We start from the raw sequence: 24,391 nt of genomic DNA, 5'->3' as shown, positions 1-24,391 counted from the left end.
TAGGTGTTTATATTTTATCAACTATTGCAAACAGAGATATTTTTAATTAATGTATTTTTAATCAGACTTTTGATTATTTATTAAATTAACAATTGTTTTTTTATGAATTAAATAATTTCTTTGTTATAAATAATATACAAGAATCTTAATGTAAATTCTGTCTATTTCTTCGTTTAAAATATTATCTTTAAAACATCTTAATGATCATTTATGACCAGACACCAGCAACGCGTCAATGAAGTTTTTCGCTTTTTTGACAATCGAGATACCGAACTTGGCTTTCGAAAATTACTAGATTGCGCAATGGATACTCAGAAGATGTCCATTTATCAAAAAGCAATTGAGTTAACCGATTGGCGAGAAAAAAATCCAACAAACATTGATACTCTTATCGAAAAAGCAAAAAGCCTTTTAGATGAAATTGCTAGCATCCAAGTTGAAGAATTATCTTCGGACAACTCGGTTTTAGAAGCTAAAAATATCAAAAAGTCTTATGGCTCTAACCGATTTTCTCTAGGCCCTGTTTCGGTGCAGATTCGTAAAGGTCAAGTCTACGGATTGGTTGGTGAGAATGGTAATGGTAAAACCACTTTACTGCGGATTTTGGCTAAAGAATTATCGTACAATGACGGAAGTCTTAGTTTTAATTTTAAAGATAAAACGACTAATGATTTTGATCTCAGAACCAAATTAATCTACATCCCCCAACGTACAGAAAAATGGTACGGAAGTCTAAAAGACAATCTGAAATTCGTGCTTTCCAATTACGGAATCAATCCTGAGGAAAACGAAACGCGAACATTAATGATGATTGCCCGACTTGGCCTTTGGAATTATAAACATCTTAAATGGAGCGAGTTGTCATCAGGTTACAAAATGCGATTCGAACTGGCCAGAACCTTACTTCGTCAACCCGAAATCTTGTTATTGGACGAGCCTTTAGCTAATCTCGATGTCTTGGCGCAACAAGTTATTTTGGAAGATCTGAAAGCGATTTGTAATTCGGTTAACAATCCGATTGCGTTGATCCTTAGTTCGCAACAGCTGTATGAAGTCGAAAAAATTTCGGACAAAGTTATCTTCCTCAAAAATGGACAATACAAAGACAATCATCAGACTTCGACGGAAGAGTTTGGCGATCAGCTAATTATTGAGATCGATTCTTCTGCAAGTCGCGAAGAGTTATTGAGCTTGTTTGGCGCTTTGGATTTGCATCAACTTAAATACAATGGTGGTATCTACATTGCGAATTTTGGTATCGAAACCAAGTTTTCGCAAGTTCTATCAGTTCTTGGTAATGTCGACATAGAAGTTGTGTATGTCCGTAATATTTCAAAATCGACAAGACGTTTTTTTGTTAATTAATGTAGTTTAAGATTTATCAAAATGAACAAAATTTCTCGCATCAATCAATATTTACTAGAGCGTTATCCAACAATTTGGAATACCAAAATCGTCTGGATGTTGGCTTTAGCATTCTTATTTCATCTTATATTTTTTGGCATCGGATTTTTCGCGCACAGCGATCCCGAGACCTTACAAAAAAGTCGTGCAGTAGACGATTATTTTACGAATGGTATTATTTTTATTCATTTAATAATTTCGGTTTTACTGTTGGTAGGCTGGCTTATTAATATGTTTAAGAATAATGCATTCAAAAATTTTTATCCAGTCTCGAGCACCAAATTGTTCTTTCAATTTGTACAATATTTTGTGATTATTTTTAGCTGTACGAGTTTTTATATGTCGTATATGTTTGCGGATAAACTCAATATTAATCGACTTTATCCAGATAAAGAAATGTCTAAAAATATTGAGTTGATTAATACAACTTATCCTTTTCTGGCACAGAATTATGAAGACTTCACTTTAGGAAATCGACTTTATCCAAAACCTTTTTTTGATTTGTATTGCGAAACAGATATTCAAAAAATTGAAAGAGATAAAAAATATTTTGTCAACTATGACAGAGTTTATCAATATTTTGAGGTTTATCCTAAAATTAGCACTAAAAAAAATAGTGATGACGAATATCTAATACCTGAACCAGAAGCAAGCAACGGGACAAGAATTGCTTACACGAAAACTGAAAGAGATAAAAAGATTTTCTATTTCAAAAAGAATGTTGTGGACTTGTCATCGTATATTCCGACCACTGCGCCAAGTTTTTATAACTATTCCTCAATTTTTTATGATCAAGGTGGAGAAAGTTTTGCACCTTATTATGAAGGCACTATAGTTGACGATACCGAATCTCAAGTATCAGAAACGCAACAACAAAAACGAGCTAAAGTTAATAAAGCAGTTGCCGATTTATTAAACACTAAAAACAAACAAAATTTTGAAAAGCAGTTCGATGCTTTTTTTGAACTTGCAAAAAAATATAAAATACAAACGAATCTTGGTGCCAAAACTTTAACTGATTTAGTATTTTATCCTGATAATTTTGAGGTTTCTAATTTTACTAAAAAATACAAACCAGAACGAAATGATATCTACGATCCATACAGGTATACTGGTAATGATTATGCAGTGGCGGCGGCTACAGAAGCTGCGGTTGATGCAGCAGCTGATGTTGATGTTGCAGCGGCGGCAGTTGTGCACGATGGCAAGGTGGTCGATGCAGCGGTAAGTCTCAAAGATTTTAATCCTGAAGTTAATAAACAATTGTCACCAGAAAAGTTCTTTGAAAAAAGATTAGGCAATTACTATTTTTACTCGGATCACCTAAAACAGCTTTTAGAAAATGTCGATACGATAAAAAATAAAGACTTCTTTATGGAATACATTCATTTGTTTCTATGGATTTCATTTTGTTTGGCGACCATTATTTTAAGTTTCCGTGTAACGGGATTACGAGCTTTATTATTTGCGATTATTACAACTGGTGTTTTGTCGTTATTTATCGCACTTTTGAGCTTTATTGTGAATTTTACAGTAGGAGGTAATTTTGTCGAGTATTTTGTTATGTATACGTTTTTCATAACCGGATTATCTATTTTGTTTGTCAGTATTAATCAAACTTTTTCAAAATTTATAAACTCGATTGCAGTTAATATCAGTCTTAATACTTTTGTCCCTTTAGTCTTACTTATACTAGGAATTACCAGTAGACATCAAATTGATGCTTGTCGTGCGCTGCCTAAAAATAAGTTTGAAGCTTACAATTGTGATGGTATTTTAGAAATATTAGGAATGGATATAACAAGTTTTTCATTATTAATTATAGGTTTTATTTTTATTTTCTTTTTTACGAAAGTCCTTAGAAAATGGAAAGCCAAAACCGAATAAAAAATACTTGTTCATTTTTCGGTTGTAATTAAAGTAGGTTCTGTTTTAATTTTGAAATAAAAAAATGAAACTTTCCAACGAGATAATGTATCAAGCCTCTTGTGATAAAAACCCTGATTTTGAAGGCGTTTTTTGGATGGCGGTTAAAACGACAGGGATTTTTTGTCGTCCAACTTGTACAGCACGAAAACCAAAAATTGAGAATGTTGAATTTTTTGATAATACTAAAGATCCGATTTTAAAAGGTTATCGACCTTGTAAAGTTTGCAAACCTTTGGAAAATCCAGATCAAACGCCAACGGAAATTCAAAAACTCTTGGACGAATTATCGAATGATCCAAGTCGTAAATTTAAAGATTATGATCTGGTGAAGCGAGGTTTGGAACCTGCTAATGTGCGACGTTGGTTTCTAAAACACCACGGGATGACCTTCCATGCTTTCCAAAGAATGTTTAAAATAAATTCGGCTTTCAAAAAATTACAACAAGGCGAAAACCTTATCGAAACGGCGATGGATTCTGGTTACGAAAGTCTGAGTGGTTTTAATGAAAGTTTCAAAAATGTATTTGGTATGTCACCAACACAATCCAAAATGGAAAAAGTAATTGACCTAAAACGCATCGAAACCCCGATTGGGACAATGATTGCTTGTGCGGATAGCAACGGAATTTGCATGTTAGAATTTTCTGATCGTAAAGCTTTACCAACAGAATTAAAACAAATTTCTAAACATTTTGATGCGAATATTATCCAAGGTGAAAATCCACATTTTGTAACTTTAGAAAAAGAACTTAAGGAATATTTCGAAGGCAAAAGAACAGATTTTTCGGTGTCTTTATCGCCAGTCGGAACAGATTTTCAGAAGCAAGTTTGGGAAGTTCTTCGGACGATTCCTTATGGCACAACGAGAAGTTATCAGGAACAAGCCAATATTTTAGGAAATCCAAAAGGCGTTCGCGCAGTTGCAAATGCTAACGGTCTTAATAAGATTTCGATTATCATACCTTGCCATCGCGTTATCGGAAGCAACGGAAAACTAACAGGTTACGGCGGCGGCATCTGGCGCAAACAAAAATTATTAGAACTCGAAAAAGCGATTCTTTTTTAAACCTAAACAAGCAATCGTTTTCAATTAGCAACATTAAACTTACTAATATCTAGGCGAATTGACATGATCATTAAAAAATATTAAACATAAAAATTGCTCTTGTAGACTTCTACGAGGGCTTTTTTATTTTAATCAAGAAAGATGAATTTAAAAATTAAAACAAAATACATAGTATAACAATGTATTTTGTTTTATATTTGAAACATGAATGAAGAATTTATCAACAAGTGGATTTCTCAACTCAAAAAAGGGACGTTGTCGTTTTTGGTTCTCTCTGTTTTAAAAGACGGAAAGCAATATTACGGCTATGATTTAATCAACGAAATCAAAAAGCAAACGGAAACAGATATTGCTGAAGGAACTTTGTATCCTTTGCTAAATCGTTTAAAAACCGAAAATTTAGTGACTGCAGTTTGGATAGAACAAGAATCTGGAATTCCGCGAAAGTATTATGAAATAACAAATCTTGGAAAAAACACCATTCAAGAAATGAAATCATACTGGACACAACTGAACAACACCATCGAAAAAATTTAATATGAAATTTAAAGAAATAGAATTCGCCGATAGCAATGCGAAAAGAATCTACAAAGATTACATTTTGCGCATTCAGAATACAACAAAAATACTCGCCTCAAATAATAGAGAAGAGATTTTAATGGAAGTTAACAGTCATATTTTTGAGAGTTTCCAAAACGATAATTCTGAAACAAATGATGTTGAAAAACTTCTAAATATTTTAGAAAAAATCGGACAACCAGAAGTCTTTCTTAAAGAATTGGTGGCTCAAAAAAAACTTGAAGAATCAACGAAAACATTTAATCCTATTAAGATTTTAAAAGCTTTAATTCTTAATCTAGGCAACGGATTTTCGTATGTTTTGTTCTTCATTTTATATCTGTTATTATTCGCATTTATATTTTTAATTTTCGCTAAAATATTTGATCCCGAAAACGTTGGATTCTTCTATAATGCAAGAGATATTTTTGTTTTAGGAAAGATAAGTTCGTCTACTGAAAATTACGGTCAATACGAACAATTAGGCAATTTATTCATACCTGTTATGATTGTTTTGACCGTCATTTCATTTGTCATCATCACTTTATTATTAAGATTAAAAAAGACCATAAACATCAAATTAAGATGAAAAACAAACACATCATCACGCTTGTGTCGCTTGTAGCGTCGACAAGTATTTTTTCTCAAAGTTTTAATTCTGAAAAACTTAATCAATATTTTGAGAATTTAGAAACGAATAACAAATTCATGGGAAGCGTCGCACTTTCTAAAAACGGAAAGTTAATTTACACCAAAACAATCGGTTTTGCTGATGTCGCAACCAAGCAAAAAACGAACGAAAACACCAAATATCGCATTGGATCGATTTCTAAAACATTCACCACCGTTCTCGTTCTCAAAGCTATTGATAAGAATAAATTAAATCTTAATGACAAGCTCAGCAAGTTTTATCCAAATATCATTAATGCCGAAAAAATTACGATTCAGATGTTGTTAAATCATAGAAGTGGAATTTTCAATTTTACTGATGGCAACAGCTATTATGAGTGGAACACACAAGCAAAAACCGAGAAAGATTTGTTAGAAATTATTGCGAAAAATGGCAGTGATTTCGAGCCAGATACGAAGACTTCTTATAGCAATTCTAACTTTGTTTTGCTTTCATTTATTTTGCAAAAAGTTTTCAAAAAAGATTATTCTGCATTGTTAAAAGAATATATTACGACGCCTTTAAACTTAAAAAACACCTATTTCGGTGGTAAAATAAATCCTAAAAATAACGAAGCAAAATCATATTTACCAAAAAATAACGAATGGAAAGAGGAAGCAGAAACTGACATGTCGATTCCTTTAGGCGCTGGCGGAATAGAATCGACGCCTTCGGATTTGGTTGCGTTTAGCAATGCACTTTTTGGCGGAAAATTGGTTTCTGAAAAAGATTTAGATTTCATGAAAACAATTAAAGATGGTATTGGAAATGGACTTTTCCAGTTTCCTTTTTATGATTTCAAAGGCTATGGACATACTGGTGGAATAGATGGTTTCACAAGTAGTTTCACACATTTTGATCAAGATGACGTGTCATTTGCATTAACGTCAAACGCATCCAATTATAACAATAATAATATTGCAATTGCTGTTCTGAGTGCGGTTTACAATAAAGATTTTGAGATTCCAAATTTTAAAATTTATCAAGTAAAACCTGAAGAACTCAATCAATATATTGGGACATATTCTTCGCCGCAAATCCCTTTAAAAATCACAATTTCGGTTAAAGATAATGTTCTGATGGCGCAGGCAACGGGACAAAATGCTTTTCCGTTAGATGCTTCCGAAAAAGATGTTTTTAGATTTGATAAAGTTGGTGTCGTTTTAGAATTTAAACCAACTGAAAAGAAAATGACATTAAAACAAGGCGGCGGTGAATTTAATTTTATGAAAGAATAAATTGTTATTTTTATTAAAACAAAAAAGCCTCACAGATTTTTCTGTGAGGCTTTAATTTTAAATAACCCTTTCAGAGTTTAGAACTCTGAAAGGGTTTAAGTTTTTTATTTTACATCGCCAACATTTTAAAACTCATGCTTTCGATAACCTTCAAAATGGCTTCTACAGTATCCATTGATGTTAAACAAGGAACGCCGTTTTCAACGCTCATTCTACGGATTTGGAAACCGTCTCTTTCGGCTTGTTTTCCTTTGGTAGTCGTGTTTACAACATATTGAACTTTTCCTTTTTGAATTAAATCAATCAAGTTAACGTCTTCTTCTCCGATTTTGTAACCGATTTTCGTTGGAACGCCGTGCTCTTCGAAGAATTTTGCAGTTCCTTCGGTTGCCCAAATTCTGAAACCTACATCGTTAAATCTTCTTGCCAATTCCACGGCTTCTTTTTTATCGTTATCAGCAACTGTAAACAAAATAGAACCGTGCGTCGGAACTTTTCTTCCCGCCGCGATTAATCCTTTGTACAAAGCTTTTTCGAGTGTAGAATCTTTACCCATTACTTCTCCTGTCGACTTCATTTCTGGGCCTAAAGAGATGTCCACTTTCGTTAATTTTGAGAAAGAGAAAACTGGAACTTTCACGAAAACGCCTTCTTTATTTGGAACCAAACCATTTTTAAATCCTAAATCGGTTAGTTTCGCTCCTAAAACTGCTTTGGTAGCCAATTTTGCCATCGGAACATCCGTAATTTTAGACAAGAAAGGAACTGTTCTCGATGAACGTGGATTCACTTCGATGACATAAACTTCGCCGTCCGAAATAACGTACTGAATGTTCATCAATCCGACGATTTTCAAACCTTTTGCCAATCTTTGAGTATAATCAACTAAAGTATCGATTTGTTTTTGATTCAAATTTTGTGGAGGATACACCGCAATCGAGTCTCCTGAGTGAACTCCCGCTCTTTCGATATGCTCCATAATTCCTGGAATAATCACCGTTTCGCCGTCGCAAATTGCATCAACTTCAACTTCTTTTCCTGTTAAATATCGATCGACCAAAACTGGGTGCTCTGGACTCGCTTCCACCGCGTTTTCCATATAATGCGCCAACTCGGTTTCGTTGTAAACGATTTCCATCGCACGACCTCCCAAAACGTAGCTCGGACGCACCAAAACTGGATATCCAATTTCGTTTGCAATCACAATTGCTTCTTCTTTTGAAGTCGAAGTTTTTCCTAAAGGTTGCGGAATTTGTAAGTCTTGAAGCGCTTTTTCAAATTTATCTCTGTTTTCGGCTCTGTCGATGTCTTCAAGTGTTGTTCCTAAAATTTGTACACCGTGAGCAGCCAATTTATCAGCTAAATTAATCGCCGTTTGACCACCAAATTGTACCACAACTCCTGTTGGTTTTTCAAGTTCGATGATGTTCATCACATCTTCTTCCGTTAAAGGTTCGAAATAAAGCTTATCCGAAATTGAGAAGTCTGTAGAAACCGTTTCTGGATTGTTGTTGATGATAATCGCCTCGTAACCCATTTCTTTAATCGCCCAAACCGAATGCACCGTCGCATAATCGAATTCCACACCTTGGCCGATACGTATTGGCCCAGAACCCAAAACGATAATTTTCTTTTTGTCTGAAACTACACTTTCGTTTTCGTCTTCGTAAGTTCCGTAGAAATAAGGCGTCTCCGACTCAAATTCTGCTGCGCAAGTGTCCACCATTTTGTAAACTGGCATAATTCCGTTTTCTTTTCTGAAATCGAAAATTTCACGTTGTGTAACTCCCCAAAGATGAGCGATATTTAAGTCTGCGAAACCTAATTTTTTGGCTTCAAGTAAAATATCTTTATTGAATTTATTTTCTTTAATTGTGGTTTCAAAATCGATTAGTTTTTTGATTTTCCAAATAAAGAATTTATCAATTTTACTCCATTCTACAATCGTTTCCCAATCGTAACCTCTTCGCAAAGCATCACCAATGATGAATAATCTTTCATCATCACAAACTCGGATTCTTCTTTCGATTTCTTCCGCTGTTAAAGCTTCTGCTTGTTTGGTTTTAAGTCCGATATGACGAATTCCTGTTTCCAAAGAACGAATCGCTTTTTGTAAAGATTCCTCGAAATTTCTTCCGATTGCCATTACTTCGCCCGTTGCTTTCATTTGTGTTGAAAGTCTTCTATCAGCTGTTTCAAACTTATCGAATGGGAATCTTGGGAACTTCGTTACGACATAATCTAAAGCAGGCTCGAAACAAGCGTAAGATGTTCCTGTAACTGGATTCATGATTTCGTCAAGTGTTAAACCAACTGCAATTTTCGCAGCGATTTTCGCAATCGGATAACCTGTCGCTTTCGATGCCAAAGCCGATGAACGAGAAACTCTTGGATTTACTTCGATGATATAATAATTGAATGAATGCGGGTCTAAAGCCAACTGAACGTTGCAACCACCTTCAATTCCTAAGGCTCTGATGATTTTTAATGAAGCATTTCTCAACAACTGATATTCTCTATCCGAAAGTGTCTGAGAAGGCGCCACAACAATGGAATCTCCCGTATGAACGCCCACAGGGTCTATGTTTTCCATGTTACAAACCACAATCGCATTGTCGTTGGCATCACGCATTACTTCGTATTCAATCTCTTTATAACCAGCGATTGATTTTTCAATCAGACATTGTGTTACTGGAGAATATTTAAGTCCTAACTCGGAAATTTCTCTTAATTCTGTTTCGTTTGAAGCGATTCCACCGCCTGTTCCACCCATTGTAAAGGCTGGACGAACGATAACAGGATAACCGATTCTATTCGCAAAAGCCACCGATTCTTCAACTGTGTGTACAATATCCGAATCTGGAACTGGCTCATTTAATTCTCGCATCAATTCACGGAACAAATCTCTGTCTTCCGCTCTGTTAATCGCAGAAAGCTTTGTTCCAAGAACTTCAACTTTGCATTCTTCAAGAATTCCAGATTTTTCTAATTCAACCGCCATATTCAGTCCAGTTTGTCCTCCCAAAGTCGGAAGAAGCGCATCTGGACGCTCTTTTCTGATGATATGACTCACAAATTGAAGCGAAATCGGCTCGATATACACTTTATCTGCGATTTCCACATCCGTCATAATCGTCGCCGGATTGGAGTTGATCAAAATAACTTTGTAGCCCTCTTCCTTCAAGGAAAGACAAGCCTGAGTTCCCGCATAATCGAATTCGGCAGCCTGACCGATGATGATGGGACCGGAACCGATAACTAGGATGGTTTTTATGTCGTTTCTTTTCATTTTTTTCTTTTTATGACCACGGATTGGTTCGTGGTTATTGTTGTTAAATTTCCATGAATTTCATCCATGGCTATTGTTGTTGAGCCACTTCGTGGCTCGCCTTTGACATCGTGGGCAGCCGCGAAGCGGCTGAATTTTAATAGCCTTAGGTTTTTACCTATGGCAAATTTTACCACAAAAATTTATCATCAAATTCAATCCCATTATCCTTTAAAAGATTTTTATATTCAGTTTCAAAATTTTCTTTTTGATGATGAGTTTTCTGATTTTTAATATAATTTATTACCGCATCTTTCTCATTTTCAGAATAAGTAAAAGCACCATATCCGCTTTGCCATTCTTCAAATTCTGGAAACAAACCACTTTGTTTCATCCATAAATTACTTGCAACTTTAATATCTCGAACCAAATCACTTAGCGCAATTGACGGATGTAAGTCGGTGAAAATATGAATGTGGTCTGGCATTCCATTAATACGATAAAGTTTACAGTTATTATTTTTCAAAATTCCCCAGATATATTTGTAAAGTTCCTCCTCGTGTTCAATATCCAAAGCAGGTTTTCTGTGCTTTGTGCTAAATACGATTTGATAATATATTTGTCGGAATGTTGACATTATTAAACTGTTACATTTTTATATTGATACATCAACTCAATAAACTCATCAAACAAATAATTCGCGTCTTCTGGACCTGGACTTGCTTCTGGATGATATTGTACAGAGAAACAAGGGTGGATTTTGTGTTTAACACCTTCGTTGGTTCTGTCGTTAAGAGCAATGTGCGTTTCTATTAAATCTGTATTTTTCAAAGAATCTTGGTCAACTGCGTAACCATGATTTTGAGAAGTTATCGCCACCATATTTTTTTCCAAATCTAAAACTGGATGATTTCCACCTCTGTGTCCGAATTTTAATTTAAAAGTTTTCGCGCCACAAGCCAAAGCAATTAATTGATGTCCTAAACAGATTCCGAAAATTGGAACTTTTCCCAAAATTCCGCGAATCATTTCCAACGCATGAGGAACATCTTCTGGATCACCAGGACCGTTAGAAAGCATCACGCCGTCTGGATCCATCAAAAGAATTTCTTCCGCTGTTGTATCCTGAGAAACCACCGTGATGTCGCAATCTCTTTGAGAAAGCTCACGGATAATTCCCAATTTAGAACCGAAATCTACCAAAACAACTTTCAATCCTCTTCCTGGAGCAGCGTAAGGTGTTTTTGTAGAAACCATTTCCACTTGGTTGGTTGGGAAGTTTGTTCCTTTTAATTCGGAAATTACTGCAGCTTCATCAGCATCAGCGTTAACAATCTTTCCTTTTACAACACCTTTGTTACGAAGAATTCTTGTTAGTTTTCTGGTGTCTATTCCAGCAATTCCGCTTAAATTTTTCTTTTGGAAAAACTCATCCAAATCCATTTGTGTTCTGAAATTCGATGGTAAATCGCAAACTTCTTTAACAATTAAACCTTTAATTGCAGGTTCGATACTTTCATAATCATCGCGGTTGATTCCGTAATTTCCGATTAACGGATACGTCATACAAACGATTTGTCCGCAGTACGATGGGTCAGAAATCAACTCTTGATAACCTGTCATTCCTGTGTTGAAAACCACTTCTCCATCGGTATCCAAATTGGCTCCGAAACCCGTTCCGTGGAATACTTCACCCGATTCTAATATTAATTTCTTTTTCATTTTATTTATTAGATGTTAGATATTAGACATCAGATTTTAGACTTTATTTGTCTGATATCTGAAATCTCATATCTTATTGTCTTTTCTATTTTTTAAACATTAAGCATTAGACATCAGATTTTAGACTTTATTTGTCTGATATCTGAAATCTCAAATCTTATTGTCTTTTATTCAAACTCAAATCCTTTTTGTTCCAAAGCGTCTTTTAGAATTGCCATTCTTGCGTAAACGCCGTTTTCCATTTGTTTAAAAATCCTCGAACGTTCGCATTCTACCAAATCTGTATCAATCTCAACACCTCTGTTAATTGGCGCTGGATGCATGATGATGGCGTTTGGTTTCATTAATTTTTCACGTTCTTTGGTTAAACCATATTTTTTGTGATATTCTTCTGCCGAAAATCCATGTTTATTTTCATGTCTTTCGTGTTGAATTCTCAACAATATTAACACATCAACTTCTTTTACTAATTCATTAAAAGCTAAGAAAGTTCCGTTAATAATAGCGCCTTCATCAAACCATTTTGATGGTCCTGAGAAGTAAACTTTTGCTCCTAATTTCCGCAGAGCTTCGGCGTTGGAGTTGGCTACTCTACTGTGTTTAACATCACCAACAATCCCAACTTTAAGGCCTTCAAATTTTCCAAATTCTTGGAAAATTGTCACCAAATCCAACATGCATTGCGATGGATGATTTCCCGTTCCGTCGCCTGCGTTGATAATCGGAATGTTGATATTTTTTAAATCTTCATAAAAGCGATCTTGTTTGTGACGAATCACCACCAAGTTAACGCCCAAACTTTCGATTGTCTTGACAGTGTCGTAAAGACTTTCGCCTTTGTTAACCGAACTGTGCGACGCATCAAACGGAACTACTTTAAGTCCTAACTTTCGCTCTGCGATGTCAAAACTAGTTTTCGTTCTTGTACTATCTTCAAAAAACAAATTCGATACAAAAATATCTTGCTTGGCTTTGAAGCTTTTCCCACCTGCGATTTCCAAGGCATCTTGGATAATCTTGTTAATCTTTTCTTGGCTAAGTTGTGTAATATTAAACATCTTTATTTTGAGTTTTGAGCACAAAAAAAGCGAGGACAACAATCCTCGCTTTTAATTAAAAATATCGTAAAGAGCGCTTACGCCCGGTAAATCTAATGATATCAATAATGCTTTTTTCATTAACTGCAAAGATAGACTTTTCTATTAATTCTCAAAAATATTTTTTAGACTTTTTAACATTTTTTATCATCTCGTTGTTTTTCTTAACAATTTTTATATTTTTGTTAAAAATCATAAATCATGGATGCTAAAGACAGAATGATTCTAAGTATTCTTCAACAAGATTCTACATTATCAGTGAAAGAAATCTCGGAGAGGATTGGACTTACCTTCACGCCAACTTACGAGCGTATCAAGCAACTCGAAAAACAAAAAGTCATCGAAAAATATGTTGCTCTACTTAACCGCGAAAAGCTCGGTCTCAACATCATCGTCTATTGCAACATTCGACTGAAAGAACAATCCAAAAAAGCTTTGGAAGCCTTTGAAGAACACATCGAAAAATTCGATGAAGTGCAAGAAATCACGAGTCTTTCTGGTGAGTACGACTATATGTTAAAAATTATCGCAAAAGACATCAACTCTTACAACGACTTCGCTGTTAATGTCATATCAAATTCACCGAATATCGGCTTGTATCACAGTTCTATTGTACTGCATGAAGTAAAGAAAACTACTACTTTCAAACTTGACTAAGCTTGAAGTTTCGTAGCAATCTTATGGAATTGGTGCGCAACTTCATCTAAACAAAGATTTCCGATACTGCCTTGGTGGCTGTGTTGGAGATCTTTGATATCGTAATCGAATTCTTGATTTTCAATGGCATTCCCGACACTTACATAAGCATCTCGGAAAGACGCACCAGCTTTTACTTCTTCATTAATCTTCTCAACACTGAAAAGATATTTGTATTTTTCATCTTCTAAAATCCCGTCTTTAACTTGGATATTTGGAAGCGTGTAATTAAGAATTTCTAAACATTCCTTTAAAGAATCGATTGCTGGGAACAAAATTTCTTTTGTCAACTGCATATCACGATGATAACCCGACGGCAAATTATTAGTCAACAAAATCAACTCATTCGGAAGCGATTGTATACGATTGCAACGCGCTCTTACCAACTCAAAAATATCAGGATTTTTCTTGTGTGGCATAATGCTACTACCTGTCGTAAACTCTTTTGGAAAGCTAATAAAATCAAAATTTTGACTTAAATATAAACAAACATCATAACTGAATTTGCTTAAAGTTCCTGCTAAAACTGACAAAGCGGACGCTAATAATTTCTCCGATTTTCCGCGTGTCATTTGTGCATAAACCGAATTATGATTCATGGAAATAAAACCTAATTTGGAAGTTGTACTTGCTCTATCAATCGGGAATGACGAACCATAACCTGCTGCTGAACCCAACGGATTTTTGTTAATGATATTCTTAACCGACAACAACAATTCTACATCATCTAAAAGCGATTCTGCATAAGCGCCAAACCACAATCCAAAAGACGAAGGCATCGCAATTTGAAAATGCGTATAACCCGGCACTAACACCTTTTGATGTTGTTCTGCTAACGAAATCAAAGTTTGGAACAAGGTATCCACCAAAGCAGAAATCTCGCGAATCTCTTGTTGCAAATATAATTTGATGTCCAACAAAACTTGATCGTTACGTGATCTTGCGGTGTGAATTTTCTTTCCTGTGTCGCCTAATTTTTCTATTAAAATCGCTTCCACTTGGGAATGTATATCCTCTGCTGACTTATCGATTTCGAAATTACCAGCATTAATGTCTTCTAAAATAGAATCTAAAACCTTTAGCATCGCCGTTGATTCTTCATAAGAAATCAAACCAACTTCTGCTAACATTTTGCAGTGCGCCATCGAGCCGATGACGTCGTATTTTGCTAAACGGTCATCAAAATCCAAATCCTTACCAACAGTAAATTTGTTGACTAAATCGTCTGTTTTGGATTGGTCTTTCTGCCAAATTTTTTTCATTTTGTTTCTTAAATTAATAGGTTTTTAGTTGATGGTTTTTGGTTGACTGTTGTCGGTTATTTGTGAACAAAGATTTCTCTTTCGTCAAAATGATAAATCGTAAATCATAATATTTTTCGATTCGCTAGGCTACTCGAAATGACGAACTGAAAATCGTAAGTCAAAAATTCGTAAATCTAAAATCAAAATTCCTAAAACCAGTTAGTAGTCGCAGCCCAGCCTGAGCGGAGCTCTTTTTGTTTTTGCAATTTCGAGGAACGAGGATTGCAATAACAAAAAAGCGGGAGCGGAGGATAGAAATAGCTGCCCAAATAAAAAAACTATAAAACCTGTTCTAAAATATTGATGTAAATTTCGATTCCGTCCTTGATTTCGGCAATGTAGATAAACTCATCCGCCGTATGCGAACGCAAACTGTCGCCCGGGCCCATCTTGACCGAAGTGCACGGAATAATCGCCTGATCGGACGAAGTCGGCGAACCGTAAGTCGTCCTGCCAAGCGCCAAACCAGCCTGCACAAAAGGATGCGCAATTTCGATTTTTGAGGAATTAAGTCTAAACGAACGCGGTGTAAGCGTGGATTTCATTTCGGATTGGATGATGTCGAAAACCTCTTTGTTGCTGTACTCATCGGTCACACGAACATCCAACGTGAAATTGCATTTTTCTGGCACTACATTGTGCTGCGTCCCTGCATTAATCACCGTTAGCGTGACTTTGACATCGCCAAGATATTCTGAAGTTTTCTCGAATTTGTAGTTTAAGATATGTTGCAAATCTGCCATGCATTTCACAATCGCGTTGTCATTGTTAGGATGCGCTGCATGAGACGCTGTGCCTTGCATTTCGCCATCAATCACCAAAAGTCCTTTTTCGGCAATCGCTAAATTCATTTTTGTAGGTTCGCCAACAATCGCCAATTCTACGTTTGGAAGTTGAGGAAACAAAGCTTCGATACCGTCAACGCCAGAGATTTCTTCTTCTGCTGTTAGTGCAATAATCAAGTTGTGAGACAAGTTTTCTTTTTCATAAAAATGAAGAAAAACTTGAGACATCGCCACCAAAGACGCGCCTGCGTCGTTACTTCCCAATCCAAAGATTTTTCCGTCTTTTTCGACTGGGATAAAAGGATCCATCGTGTAAGCTTTGTTGGGCTTAACCGTGTCGTGGTGGGTATTTAACAAAATTGAAGGTTTGGAAGCATCAAAATTTTTGTTGGTTGCCCATATATTATTTTTGTAGCGGTTAATTGCTACGCCTTTTTCTTTAAAAAAACTTTCTATCACCAACGATACGTCGTACTCTTCCTTGCTAAGCGAAGGCGTCGCGATCATCTTTTTTAAGAGTTTGGTCGCGTTGTCGAGTAGCTCGTCGATATGGTTAACAGATTTCAGTTCCTTGGTTATCATAAATTATATGTTCTTGTAATTTGGTTTCGTTAATTAAAAAAATCTTTTGTACGCCGTTTTTCTTGGCGAGCAAAGCATTTTCGATTTTAGGGAGAATGCCTTTATGGATTTTTTTTTCTTCTTTAAGTTTTAAAACATCATCTTCGGAAAGCGCTTCTATCAAAGTTGAATTGTCATTAACATCTTCTAAAACGCCATCTTTATCAAAACAAAATAGTAATTCGACATCGAATTTTTTTGATAAAGCTTGTGCTAAAACTGAAGCGATAGAATCGGCATTCGTATTAAGTAAATCGCCGTGATGATCGTGCGTAATTGCAGAGAAAACAGGAATTAAATCTAATTTTAAAAACTTACGAATTAGTTTCGAATTCACACTTTTACGATTGACATCGCCAACAAATCCGAAATCGATCTCTTCGACACTGCGTTTTTCAGCTTGAATTAAATTGGCATCCGCTCCTGTAAATCCCATTGCATCGCAATCTAAATTCTGAAGTTTTGCAACAATACTTTTGTTGATTTTGCCAGCATACACCATCGTTGCAATGTCTAAAGTTTGCGCATCGGTTACACGTCGACCGTCGACCATCTGTTGCGGCACATGAAGTTTTTCTGCCAAAGTACTGGTCAACTTTCCGCCACCGTGCACCAAGATTCGCTTTCCCGAAATGTTAGAAAATTTATTTAAGAATTGATCCAGCGCTTCCTCGTCATCGATTAAAGCACCGCCAATTTTTATGATATACAATTTTTCTTTCATTTCGGATTTCTGTTTTGTGATAGAGATTCCCTTCTTTCTACTCGCCTCTCCTAGTCTATCGTGTTTCTATTTTAAAATTTATTTTAATTCATTTAAGATTTCGCTGAAAACGGTTTGTGCTGAGAAAATTCGGTTTTTTGCTTGTTGATAAATAATCGAATGTTCGCTATCCATCACTTCATCACTCAATTCCAAATTACGTCGCACTGGCAAACAATGCATTACTTTGGCATCGTTGGTTGGTTTCAACTTTTCTAAACTTAATAACCAATCTTCTTTAACCTCTGGCATTGTCGCATAATCTTCAAAAGATGACCAGTTTTTAACATAGATAAAATCAGCATCCTTCAAAGCTTCGTCTTGGTTATGAACAATTGGCGTATCTTTTACAAAATTTGGATCCAAATCGTAGCCTTCAGGATTTGCAATCACCAAATCAACGTCCAAAGCTTGCATCCATTCTGTAAAAGAATTTGCAACCGCATGTGCAATCGGCTTAACATGTGGCGCCCAAGTTAAAACGACTTTCGGCTTCTTTTCTTGTTTCCAATTTTCGGTAATCGTGATGCAATCCGCAAAACTCTGCAAAGGATGACGCGTCGCCGACTCTAACGAAACGACTGGCACTTTTGCATGTTTTTCAAATTGGCTCAAAATACTTTCCGTCGTGTCATCTTCTTTGGATTTCATCCCTGCAAAACAACGTACCGCAATGATGTCGCAATATTGATTAAGCACTTCGATCGCGTCTTTGATATGCTCAACTGTTCCGCCATCCATAACCACGCCATCGTTGTATTCTAGATTCCAAGCTTCTTGCGCAGCATTCAACATTAAAACGTTTAAACCCAAATTTTGCGCGGCGATTTGACTGCTTAATCTCGTTCTAAGACTTGAATTAAGAAATACCAAACCTATTGTTTTTCCATTCCCTTTATTAGGCTCTGCCAAAGGATTTGCTTTAATTTCTAAAGCCTTTTTTATCATAGATTGAAGATCATTAATATCTTCTACACTTGTGAAATTTTTCATTTTTGAAATTTTCGATAATTTTAAACAACAGCCTCCTCCGACGTCATTTAAAATGTATCTTTCATGATGAAGGCTGTTCTAACTTTAATTTAAATTTTGAAGAATATCTTCTAAAGCTGCGATAAAAATATCCGCTTCTTTTTCGGTGATGTTAAGAGCTGGCAAAATCCTCAATACATTTTTGTCATTCGCATTTCCTGTGAATACAAAATGCTTTTTTAATAAAGAAGAACGCACTTCTGCACAAGGCTGATCCAACTCGATACCCATCATCAATCCACGTCGCCTAATGGATTTGATATGTTTAAATTTTTTGATTTTATCTTCGATATAAGCACCGATTTTTTCGGCGTTTTCGATAAGATTTTCATTTTTAATAACGTCAAGAACTGCAATACCAGCAGCGCAAGCCAAATGATTTCCACCGAAAGTTGTTCCTAAAAGTCCACTACTCGCCTTGAATTTTGGACTGATTAAAACCCCTGCAATCGGAAAACCATTCCCCATACCTTTTGCTGTCGTGATAAGATCTGGTTTAACATCAAATTCTTGATGCGCAAAGAAATAACCAGCACGTCCATATCCAGACTGCACTTCATCCAAAATCATAACCGCATCATTGCTATCGCACAAACTTCTGATACTTTGAATGAAGTGTTCATCTGGCAAGTTAATGCCTCCAACACCTTGAATTCCCTCAACAATTACGGCACTAATCTCGTCGGTCTTAAATATAGTCTCTAGCGTTTCGACATCGTTCCAATCGCATTTTATAAAATTATCGGAAGCGTTAACTGGCGCAACAATTTTTGGATTGTCCGTCACCGCAACCGCTGCCGAAGTACGACCATGAAACGAGTCTGAAAAATATACAACTTTCTTCTTCCCATTGTGGAAAGATGCTAGTTTTAAAGCATTTTCATTAGCTTCAGCGCCAGAGTTACAAAGAAACAAGTTGTAATCTTCGTAACCTGACAATGAACCTAACTTATTCGCCAATTCCACCTGCAAATCATTCTGCACAGAGTTGGAATAAAACGAAATTTTTTCTAACTGATCTTTCAGTTTTGCTTGATAATATGGATGATTGTGTCCAATCGAGATCACTGCATGACCACCATAAAAATCTAAATATTGTTGTCCTTTGTCATCCCACAGAAAAGAGCCTTTTGCCTTAACTGGATTAATGTCAAACAATGGATATACTTCGAATAAATTCATTTTTAATTTAAATTTTAAAATGCAATTGGTTTAAGATTAAGACCTAAAGTCTCGTCCCAACCCATCGCTAAATTCATGTTTTGAACAGCTTGTCCTGATGCGCCTTTCAGTAAATTATCTATCGCTGAATGCACTACAATAAAACCTTCATTTTGTTCAATTTCGATAACACACTTGTTGGTGTTAACGACTTGTTTCATATCTAAATGTCCATCGGTAACCTGAACAAATTTTGCTTCTTTATAAAAATCCTGAAACAATGTTTTTATTTCTTCTAAACTTTTATCACATTTAATCGTTGAACTTGTGAAAATTCCTCTTGCAAAATCGCCACGCCAAGGCACAAAATTCAACTTTACATCATTAGAAGATTTAGAATTTAAATTCATTAAAATCTCTTCTACATGCTGATGTGTCAATGTTTTGTAAGCCGAGATATTATCATTTCTCCAAGTGAAATGCGTTGTCGATTGCAACTTTTGTCCAGCGCCAGTAGAACCTGTAATCCCAGTTGTATAAACGTCTGTCAACAATCCCGCTTCTGCCAAAGGCAACAACGCTAACTGAATTGCCGTCGCAAAACATCCTGGATTGGCAATACTTTTTGTTGATTGGATTTCGGTTTTGTTGATTTCTGGAAGTCCGTAGATAAATTTTCTATTATTAAAATCAGCTTCTAAACGGAAATCGTTTCCTAAATCAATAACTAAAACCTCAGCGTCAATCGGATTTTGAGTCAGCCAATTTTGACTTTCTTTATGCGGAAGACACAAAAATAAAATATCAACTTTTTGAAGTTCATTAGTTAAAACCAAATCGCAAATCCCCGCTAAATCTGGATATAACTCCGAAATCTTAACACCTGAATTTGAACGGCTGAAAAGACAAGTCATTTCAACTTCTGGATGATAAGCCAAAAGACGAATCAACTCACTTCCCGTGTATCCGTTCGCTCCGATGATGCCGACTGTTTTTTTCATTTTTGGTTTTTATATACGAATAGGAATTCTTCCTATTCTTTGTTAAATCGTCTCGTTTTTGATAGGAGTCTCCTCCTATCCTTTATTAAATCGTCCCGTTTTCGATAGGAGTTACCTCCTATCCTTTGTCAAGTCGTCCCTTCGGGACTTTTTAATAATTATTTTTTTGCAGCGAATTGCACGCAGCCCGACCTGAACGGAGCTCTTTTCTTTTTTTCAAAAAAAAGAAAAAGCGGGAGTGGAGGGCGGAAATGCTGCCCAAATTTTTAAAACCCTAACTGTTTATTTGATGATAAATCGTTAAAGCATTGCTCAATACTTTAGTAAATCCTTTAACATCATCTCCCGTCCAAGCTCGATTTGCTTCGCCATAACTTCCGAATTTATCGGACATCAAATCATTATCTGACTCAATTCCGTTTAAAACAAATCTGTAAGGATAAAGCGTTATAAATACTTTTCCGTTAACCGTCTTTTGAGAATCATTAAGAAAAGCTTCGATATTTCTCATCACTGGATCTAGGAAAAGCGCCTCGTGAAGCCAGTTTCCGTACCAATCTGACAGTTGTGACTTGATGGTTTGTTGATATTTAGAAAGCGTATGCTTCTCCAAAAGATGATGTGCCTTAATCGTCAACAAAGCCGCCGCAGCCTCGAAACCAACACGACCTTTGATGCCAACAATCGTATCGCCAACATGGATGTCGCGACCAATGCCATAAGGACTTGCGAGAGATTCGATCTTCTGAATCGCAAAAACAGAATGCGCGAAAGTTTCGCCATTAACAGCAACAACTTCACCGTTTTTGAATTCAATTTCCAGCTCAGTAGGTTTTTGTTTTTCAACTTGTGACGGAAACGCATCTTCGGGAAGACTATGACGAGATTTTAAAGTTTCTTTTCCTCCAACGGAAGTTCCCCAAAGTCCTTTGTTAATCGAATATTGCGCTTTTTCGAAATCGATATCGAAACCGTGATTTTTCAAAAACTGAATTTCTTCTTCTCTCGACAACGACATATCACGAATCGGCGTAATAATTTCCATCTCTGGACACATCACTTGGAAAATCAAATCAAAACGAACCTGATCATTCCCCGCTCCTGTACTGCCATGCGCAATCGCCGACGCTCCTATTTCCTTAGCATATTTCGCAATGTTTTGCGCCTGAACCGTTCTTTCCGCGCTTACAGAAAGTGGATATGTATTGTTTTTTAGAACATTTCCGAAAATCAAATATTTAACACAATCGTTATAATATTCTTTTTCAGCATTTATAAATGTATAAGTTGCAACGCCCAATTTCTCAGCACGAGATTTTAACTCAACCTCATCAGCCTCATTGAAACCGCCTGTATTAACCGTCACCGCGTGAACTTCGTAACCTAAAGTTTCGCTTAAATATTTTGCACAATAAGAAGTGTCAAGTCCTCCACTAAATGCCAACACTACACTTTTCTTCATCTTTTGTATTTTTTGTATAATTAGAATTAAATAAAGTTTTCTCCTTGCTTGGCGAGTACAACATCGCAGTACACAAACAATTTTCTCTATTTTTACTCTTCAACACATCATAATTAACACAACTTTTGCAACCTTCCCAAAAAGTTTCATCTTTTGTAATTTCGGAATAGGTCACAGGCTGATAACCCAAATCGGAGTTAATCTTCATCACCGCAAGTCCTGTTGTTAAGCTAAAAATTTTAGCTTCTGGAAATTTGATGCGTGATAATTCGAAAACCTTAGCTTTCATCATTTTCGCCACACCTCTTTTCCTAAAATTAGGAGATACAATCATCCCAGAATTCGCTACAAATTCGCCATCACTCCATGCTGACAAATAGCAAAATCCTGCCCAGCGACCATCTTCTTCGATCGCTAAAACCGCACTTCCTTCCAGCATTTTTTGACACAAAAACTCAACTGTTCTTTGCGCAATGCCCGTTCCTCTAACTTTGGCCGAGTCCGCCATCTCCTGTTTGATTTCCTCTGCGTAATGCAAATGTTTTTCTGAGGAAATTTCTATTTTCATTGACTTATATCTAATTAAAGATGCAAATATAAAACATAATTTCTTTTCAAAACAAATTATTTAGATATTTTTTGTTTATTAAATTTTTATTAAAGATATTTTATCTATTTCAATCATCAAATATATTTTTGCTAAATTATTATATATTTGCTAAAATAATATAGTTATATGAAGTCTTGCCCAAAATGTAATCAAAACAATGTCGTAAAAAGTGGAATAATTAACGACAAACAACGTTTTCTGTGTAAAGATTGCAACTATTACTTCACGGTCAAAAAACTAGGAAAACAGATCGACGACTATTACGTAACAAAGGCATTACAGCTATATTTGGAAGGATTAAGCTTTCGCGAGATCGAGAGAATTATTGGTGTATCACACGTTACAATCAGCTCGTGGATAAAGAAATATAATATCACAAGACCACCTCACTCTGACTTTCACCCTGTATATAAAATATTGAAACAAAATGAGTTAATTGAATATCTTTCGCAAGAAAACAATATCAAAAACTCGGGTTTAATTATTACTGAATTTGCAGACAAATACATGCTCATAAAATGGGAAAGATTCAAGAAATAGGTAAAAATATTTGTTTAAAAAATTCACTAAAATATAGTCTTAGCAAAAATATATATTAAATTTTCGTAAACGAATTATTAATTACAATTTGGCAACACCAAATCACACGTCAAATAATTAATAATTCATGAAAAATTTAATAAAATCATTAACGATATCATCAATATCATTAATATTTTCACAAACAAAAGCACAAGACAGCATTAGCACTTCTGACCTTCTCAAACGCATCGAAAGCTTAGAAGCAGAAAAAAATAAAATCAAAGAATGGGACATTTCGACTTATGGTTGGGTAAGGACGGAATATAATTTTGACAGTCGACAGTCTGCCTACTCTCGAGAATATAACCTCAACCTTTATCCTCTGGATGAAAAACTAGATGCTAACGGCAAAGATATCAATAGCGCTGCGGCCAGCAATTTTTTATCCATCACCACTAGAGTTGGCCTCAACATAAAAGGGCCAAATGTTTGGGGCGCAAAAGCAAGTGGAAAAATTGAAGCTGACTTTTTTGGAAATACAGAAATCAACAAATCTTCGGCAGGAAGTGGAAGCATCGGGCTTCTAAGGTTGCGACACGCTTACGCTACTTTGGCTTGGCCAAAAACGAGTCTAACATTTGGACAAACTTGGTATCCTTCTTTTATCCCAGAAGTTTATCCAGGTGTTGCGAATTTTAATACCGGTATTCTATTCAATCCTTTTGGATGGGCAGGTCAAATAAAACTTACTCAAAAATTAACAGACGACTTATCTTTTACCGCTGTTGCTTATAAAGATCGAGAATTCCAGACGGCTAATGCCACGGGGGCTTTTACAAATAGTGCAACAATTAATTCGGTGATGCCAACTTTCCACGGACAGCTTCAGTACAAACACAAAAATATTATCGCTGGTATCGCAGCAGAGTTTCAATCATTAAAACCTGTTATCGAAAGTAATAATCTGGTCTCAACCGAGAAACTAAACGCAGCTGCATATTTAGCTTACTTCAAATATTCTGATTCTAAATTCTCCGCTAAACTTTACGGGATAACTGGTGGAAATCTTCATCACCTTGTTATGATTGGTGGCTTTGCTGGTTACGAGCAAGCCAATGGTCAAGAAAGCTACAAGCCTACAAAAACATCATCGTTTTGGATTGATCTTGCAAGTAATAACGAAAAAATTGCACCAGGAATTTTCTTTGGATATACCAAGAACTCAGGTGTTGATGAGGGATACAAAAACCTGTACATGCGAGGTATCTTAGGAACTAGACTTCTAGATAATGTATGGCGAGCTTCTGCCCGAGTAGAATTTAAACAAAACAAGTTTAACATCGCACCAGAACTAGAATATACCGCTGCAAAATATGGTGACATACAAAATGATGCAACTGCGGGTGGAAGAATCACTAATGTTGGCAACTTCCGAGCTATGCTTCGTGTGATGTACTCATTTTAATACTATTTAAAAAAAAT

General features: G+C 35.8%; 21 protein-coding genes. 9 read left to right on the top strand and 12 right to left on the bottom strand.

Going from position 1 to position 24,391, the window contains the following annotated elements; genetic code table 11:
- The first annotated feature begins 210 nt into the window (after positions 1–210).
- The 6 genes from B5X62_RS04940 (at position 211) to B5X62_RS04915 (ending at position 6,865) form a co-directional block, all read left to right on the top strand.
- A complete protein-coding gene (locus tag B5X62_RS04940) occupies positions 211–1,365 on the top strand; it encodes an ABC transporter ATP-binding protein (protein ID WP_079666288.1) in 1,155 nt (384 codons plus the stop codon).
- Positions 1,366–1,386: 21 nt separating this feature from the next.
- Complete coding sequence (locus B5X62_RS04935; protein WP_079666287.1) at positions 1,387–3,291, top strand: hypothetical protein; 1,905 nt, start codon at positions 1,387–1,389, stop codon at positions 3,289–3,291.
- Positions 3,292–3,355: 64 nt separating this feature from the next.
- The gene (locus B5X62_RS15730; RefSeq protein ID WP_079666286.1) at positions 3,356–4,399 is read left to right on the top strand and encodes a bifunctional transcriptional activator/DNA repair enzyme AdaA; all 1,044 of its coding nucleotides are present in this window, start codon (positions 3,356–3,358) and stop codon (positions 4,397–4,399) included.
- 204 nt (positions 4,400–4,603) lie between these two features.
- A complete protein-coding gene (locus B5X62_RS04925) occupies positions 4,604–4,936 on the top strand; it encodes a PadR family transcriptional regulator (protein ID WP_079666285.1) in 333 nt (110 codons plus the stop codon).
- Between the two features lies 1 nt (position 4,937).
- Positions 4,938–5,546: a hypothetical protein gene (locus B5X62_RS04920; protein WP_079666284.1), complete on the top strand. Its 609-nt coding sequence runs from the start codon at positions 4,938–4,940 to the stop codon at positions 5,544–5,546.
- Complete coding sequence (locus B5X62_RS04915) at positions 5,543–6,865, top strand: serine hydrolase domain-containing protein (RefSeq protein ID WP_079666283.1); 1,323 nt, start codon at positions 5,543–5,545, stop codon at positions 6,863–6,865. The genes B5X62_RS04920 and B5X62_RS04915 overlap by 4 nt, the downstream gene beginning before the upstream one ends.
- A 109-nt stretch (positions 6,866–6,974) precedes the next feature.
- Here B5X62_RS04915 and carB read toward each other — a convergent pair whose 3' ends face one another.
- The 4 genes from carB to B5X62_RS04890 all read right to left on the bottom strand — a co-directional run bounded on the left by carB (position 6,975) and on the right by B5X62_RS04890 (position 12,913).
- A complete protein-coding gene (gene carB / locus B5X62_RS04910) occupies positions 6,975–10,154 on the bottom strand; it encodes a carbamoyl-phosphate synthase large subunit (RefSeq protein WP_079666282.1) in 3,180 nt (1,059 codons plus the stop codon).
- Between the two features lie 169 nt (positions 10,155–10,323).
- The gene (gene tnpA / locus B5X62_RS04900; RefSeq protein ID WP_079666280.1) at positions 10,324–10,770 is read right to left on the bottom strand and encodes an IS200/IS605 family transposase; all 447 of its coding nucleotides are present in this window, start codon (positions 10,768–10,770) and stop codon (positions 10,324–10,326) included.
- A 2-nt stretch (positions 10,771–10,772) separates the two neighbouring features.
- A complete protein-coding gene (locus B5X62_RS04895) occupies positions 10,773–11,855 on the bottom strand; it encodes a carbamoyl phosphate synthase small subunit (RefSeq protein ID WP_079666279.1) in 1,083 nt (360 codons plus the stop codon).
- A gap of 167 nt (positions 11,856–12,022) precedes the next feature.
- A complete protein-coding gene (locus B5X62_RS04890; RefSeq protein ID WP_079666278.1) occupies positions 12,023–12,913 on the bottom strand; it encodes an aspartate carbamoyltransferase catalytic subunit in 891 nt (296 codons plus the stop codon).
- 240 nt (positions 12,914–13,153) lie between these two features.
- Here B5X62_RS04890 and B5X62_RS04885 point away from each other — a divergent pair, with 240 nt between their 5' ends.
- Entirely contained in the window at positions 13,154–13,609 is a 456-nt protein-coding gene (locus B5X62_RS04885) for an Lrp/AsnC family transcriptional regulator (protein WP_079666277.1), read from the top strand.
- On the opposite strand, the gene argH is transcribed toward B5X62_RS04885, so the two are convergent.
- The 8 genes from argH to B5X62_RS04845 form a co-directional block, all read right to left on the bottom strand.
- On the bottom strand, positions 13,606–14,910 hold the full coding sequence (gene argH, locus B5X62_RS04880) for an argininosuccinate lyase (protein WP_079666276.1): 1,305 nt from the start codon (positions 14,908–14,910) through the stop codon (positions 13,606–13,608). The two genes, B5X62_RS04885 and argH, sit on opposite strands and share 4 nt — an antisense overlap.
- Before the next feature lie 320 nt (positions 14,911–15,230).
- Positions 15,231–16,319, bottom strand: a complete 1,089-nt coding sequence (locus tag B5X62_RS04875) for a M20 family metallo-hydrolase (RefSeq protein WP_079666275.1) — start codon at positions 16,317–16,319, stop codon at positions 15,231–15,233.
- Positions 16,291–17,082 carry an acetylglutamate kinase gene (gene argB / locus B5X62_RS04870; RefSeq protein ID WP_079666274.1) on the bottom strand — a complete coding sequence of 264 codons (792 nt, stop codon included), beginning with the start codon at positions 17,080–17,082 and terminating at the stop codon, positions 16,291–16,293. Before argB ends, B5X62_RS04875 begins: the two co-directional genes overlap by 29 nt.
- Positions 17,083–17,160: 78 nt before the next feature.
- Positions 17,161–18,114, bottom strand: a complete 954-nt coding sequence (locus B5X62_RS04865; protein WP_079666273.1) for a Rossmann-fold NAD(P)-binding domain-containing protein — start codon at positions 18,112–18,114, stop codon at positions 17,161–17,163.
- 84 nt (positions 18,115–18,198) lie between these two features.
- On the bottom strand, positions 18,199–19,335 hold the full coding sequence (locus B5X62_RS04860; protein ID WP_079666272.1) for an aspartate aminotransferase family protein: 1,137 nt from the start codon (positions 19,333–19,335) through the stop codon (positions 18,199–18,201).
- Between the two features lie 14 nt (positions 19,336–19,349).
- A complete protein-coding gene (gene argC, locus B5X62_RS04855; RefSeq protein ID WP_079666271.1) occupies positions 19,350–20,315 on the bottom strand; it encodes an N-acetyl-gamma-glutamyl-phosphate reductase in 966 nt (321 codons plus the stop codon).
- 274 nt (positions 20,316–20,589) lie between these two features.
- The gene (locus B5X62_RS04850) at positions 20,590–21,777 is read right to left on the bottom strand and encodes an argininosuccinate synthase (RefSeq protein ID WP_079666270.1); all 1,188 of its coding nucleotides are present in this window, start codon (positions 21,775–21,777) and stop codon (positions 20,590–20,592) included.
- A complete protein-coding gene (locus B5X62_RS04845; RefSeq protein ID WP_079666269.1) occupies positions 21,749–22,345 on the bottom strand; it encodes a GNAT family N-acetyltransferase in 597 nt (198 codons plus the stop codon). The genes B5X62_RS04850 and B5X62_RS04845 overlap by 29 nt, the downstream gene beginning before the upstream one ends.
- A gap of 168 nt (positions 22,346–22,513) precedes the next feature.
- Here B5X62_RS04845 and B5X62_RS04840 point away from each other — a divergent pair, with 168 nt between their 5' ends.
- Both B5X62_RS04840 and B5X62_RS04835 read left to right on the top strand, forming a co-directional pair.
- The gene (locus tag B5X62_RS04840; RefSeq protein WP_079666268.1) at positions 22,514–22,927 is read left to right on the top strand and encodes an IS1/IS1595 family N-terminal zinc-binding domain-containing protein; all 414 of its coding nucleotides are present in this window, start codon (positions 22,514–22,516) and stop codon (positions 22,925–22,927) included.
- 127 nt (positions 22,928–23,054) lie between these two features.
- A complete protein-coding gene (locus B5X62_RS04835) occupies positions 23,055–24,374 on the top strand; it encodes a hypothetical protein (protein WP_079666267.1) in 1,320 nt (439 codons plus the stop codon).
- The last annotated feature ends 17 nt before the right edge of the window (positions 24,375–24,391 follow it).

The sequence above is a fragment of the Soonwooa buanensis genome (genome assembly GCF_900167905.1).
Taxonomy (GTDB): domain Bacteria; phylum Bacteroidota; class Bacteroidia; order Flavobacteriales; family Weeksellaceae; genus Soonwooa; species Soonwooa buanensis.
The sequence above is the reverse complement of the archived record's forward strand: the minus strand, read 5'-3'. Positions and strand labels throughout refer to the sequence as shown.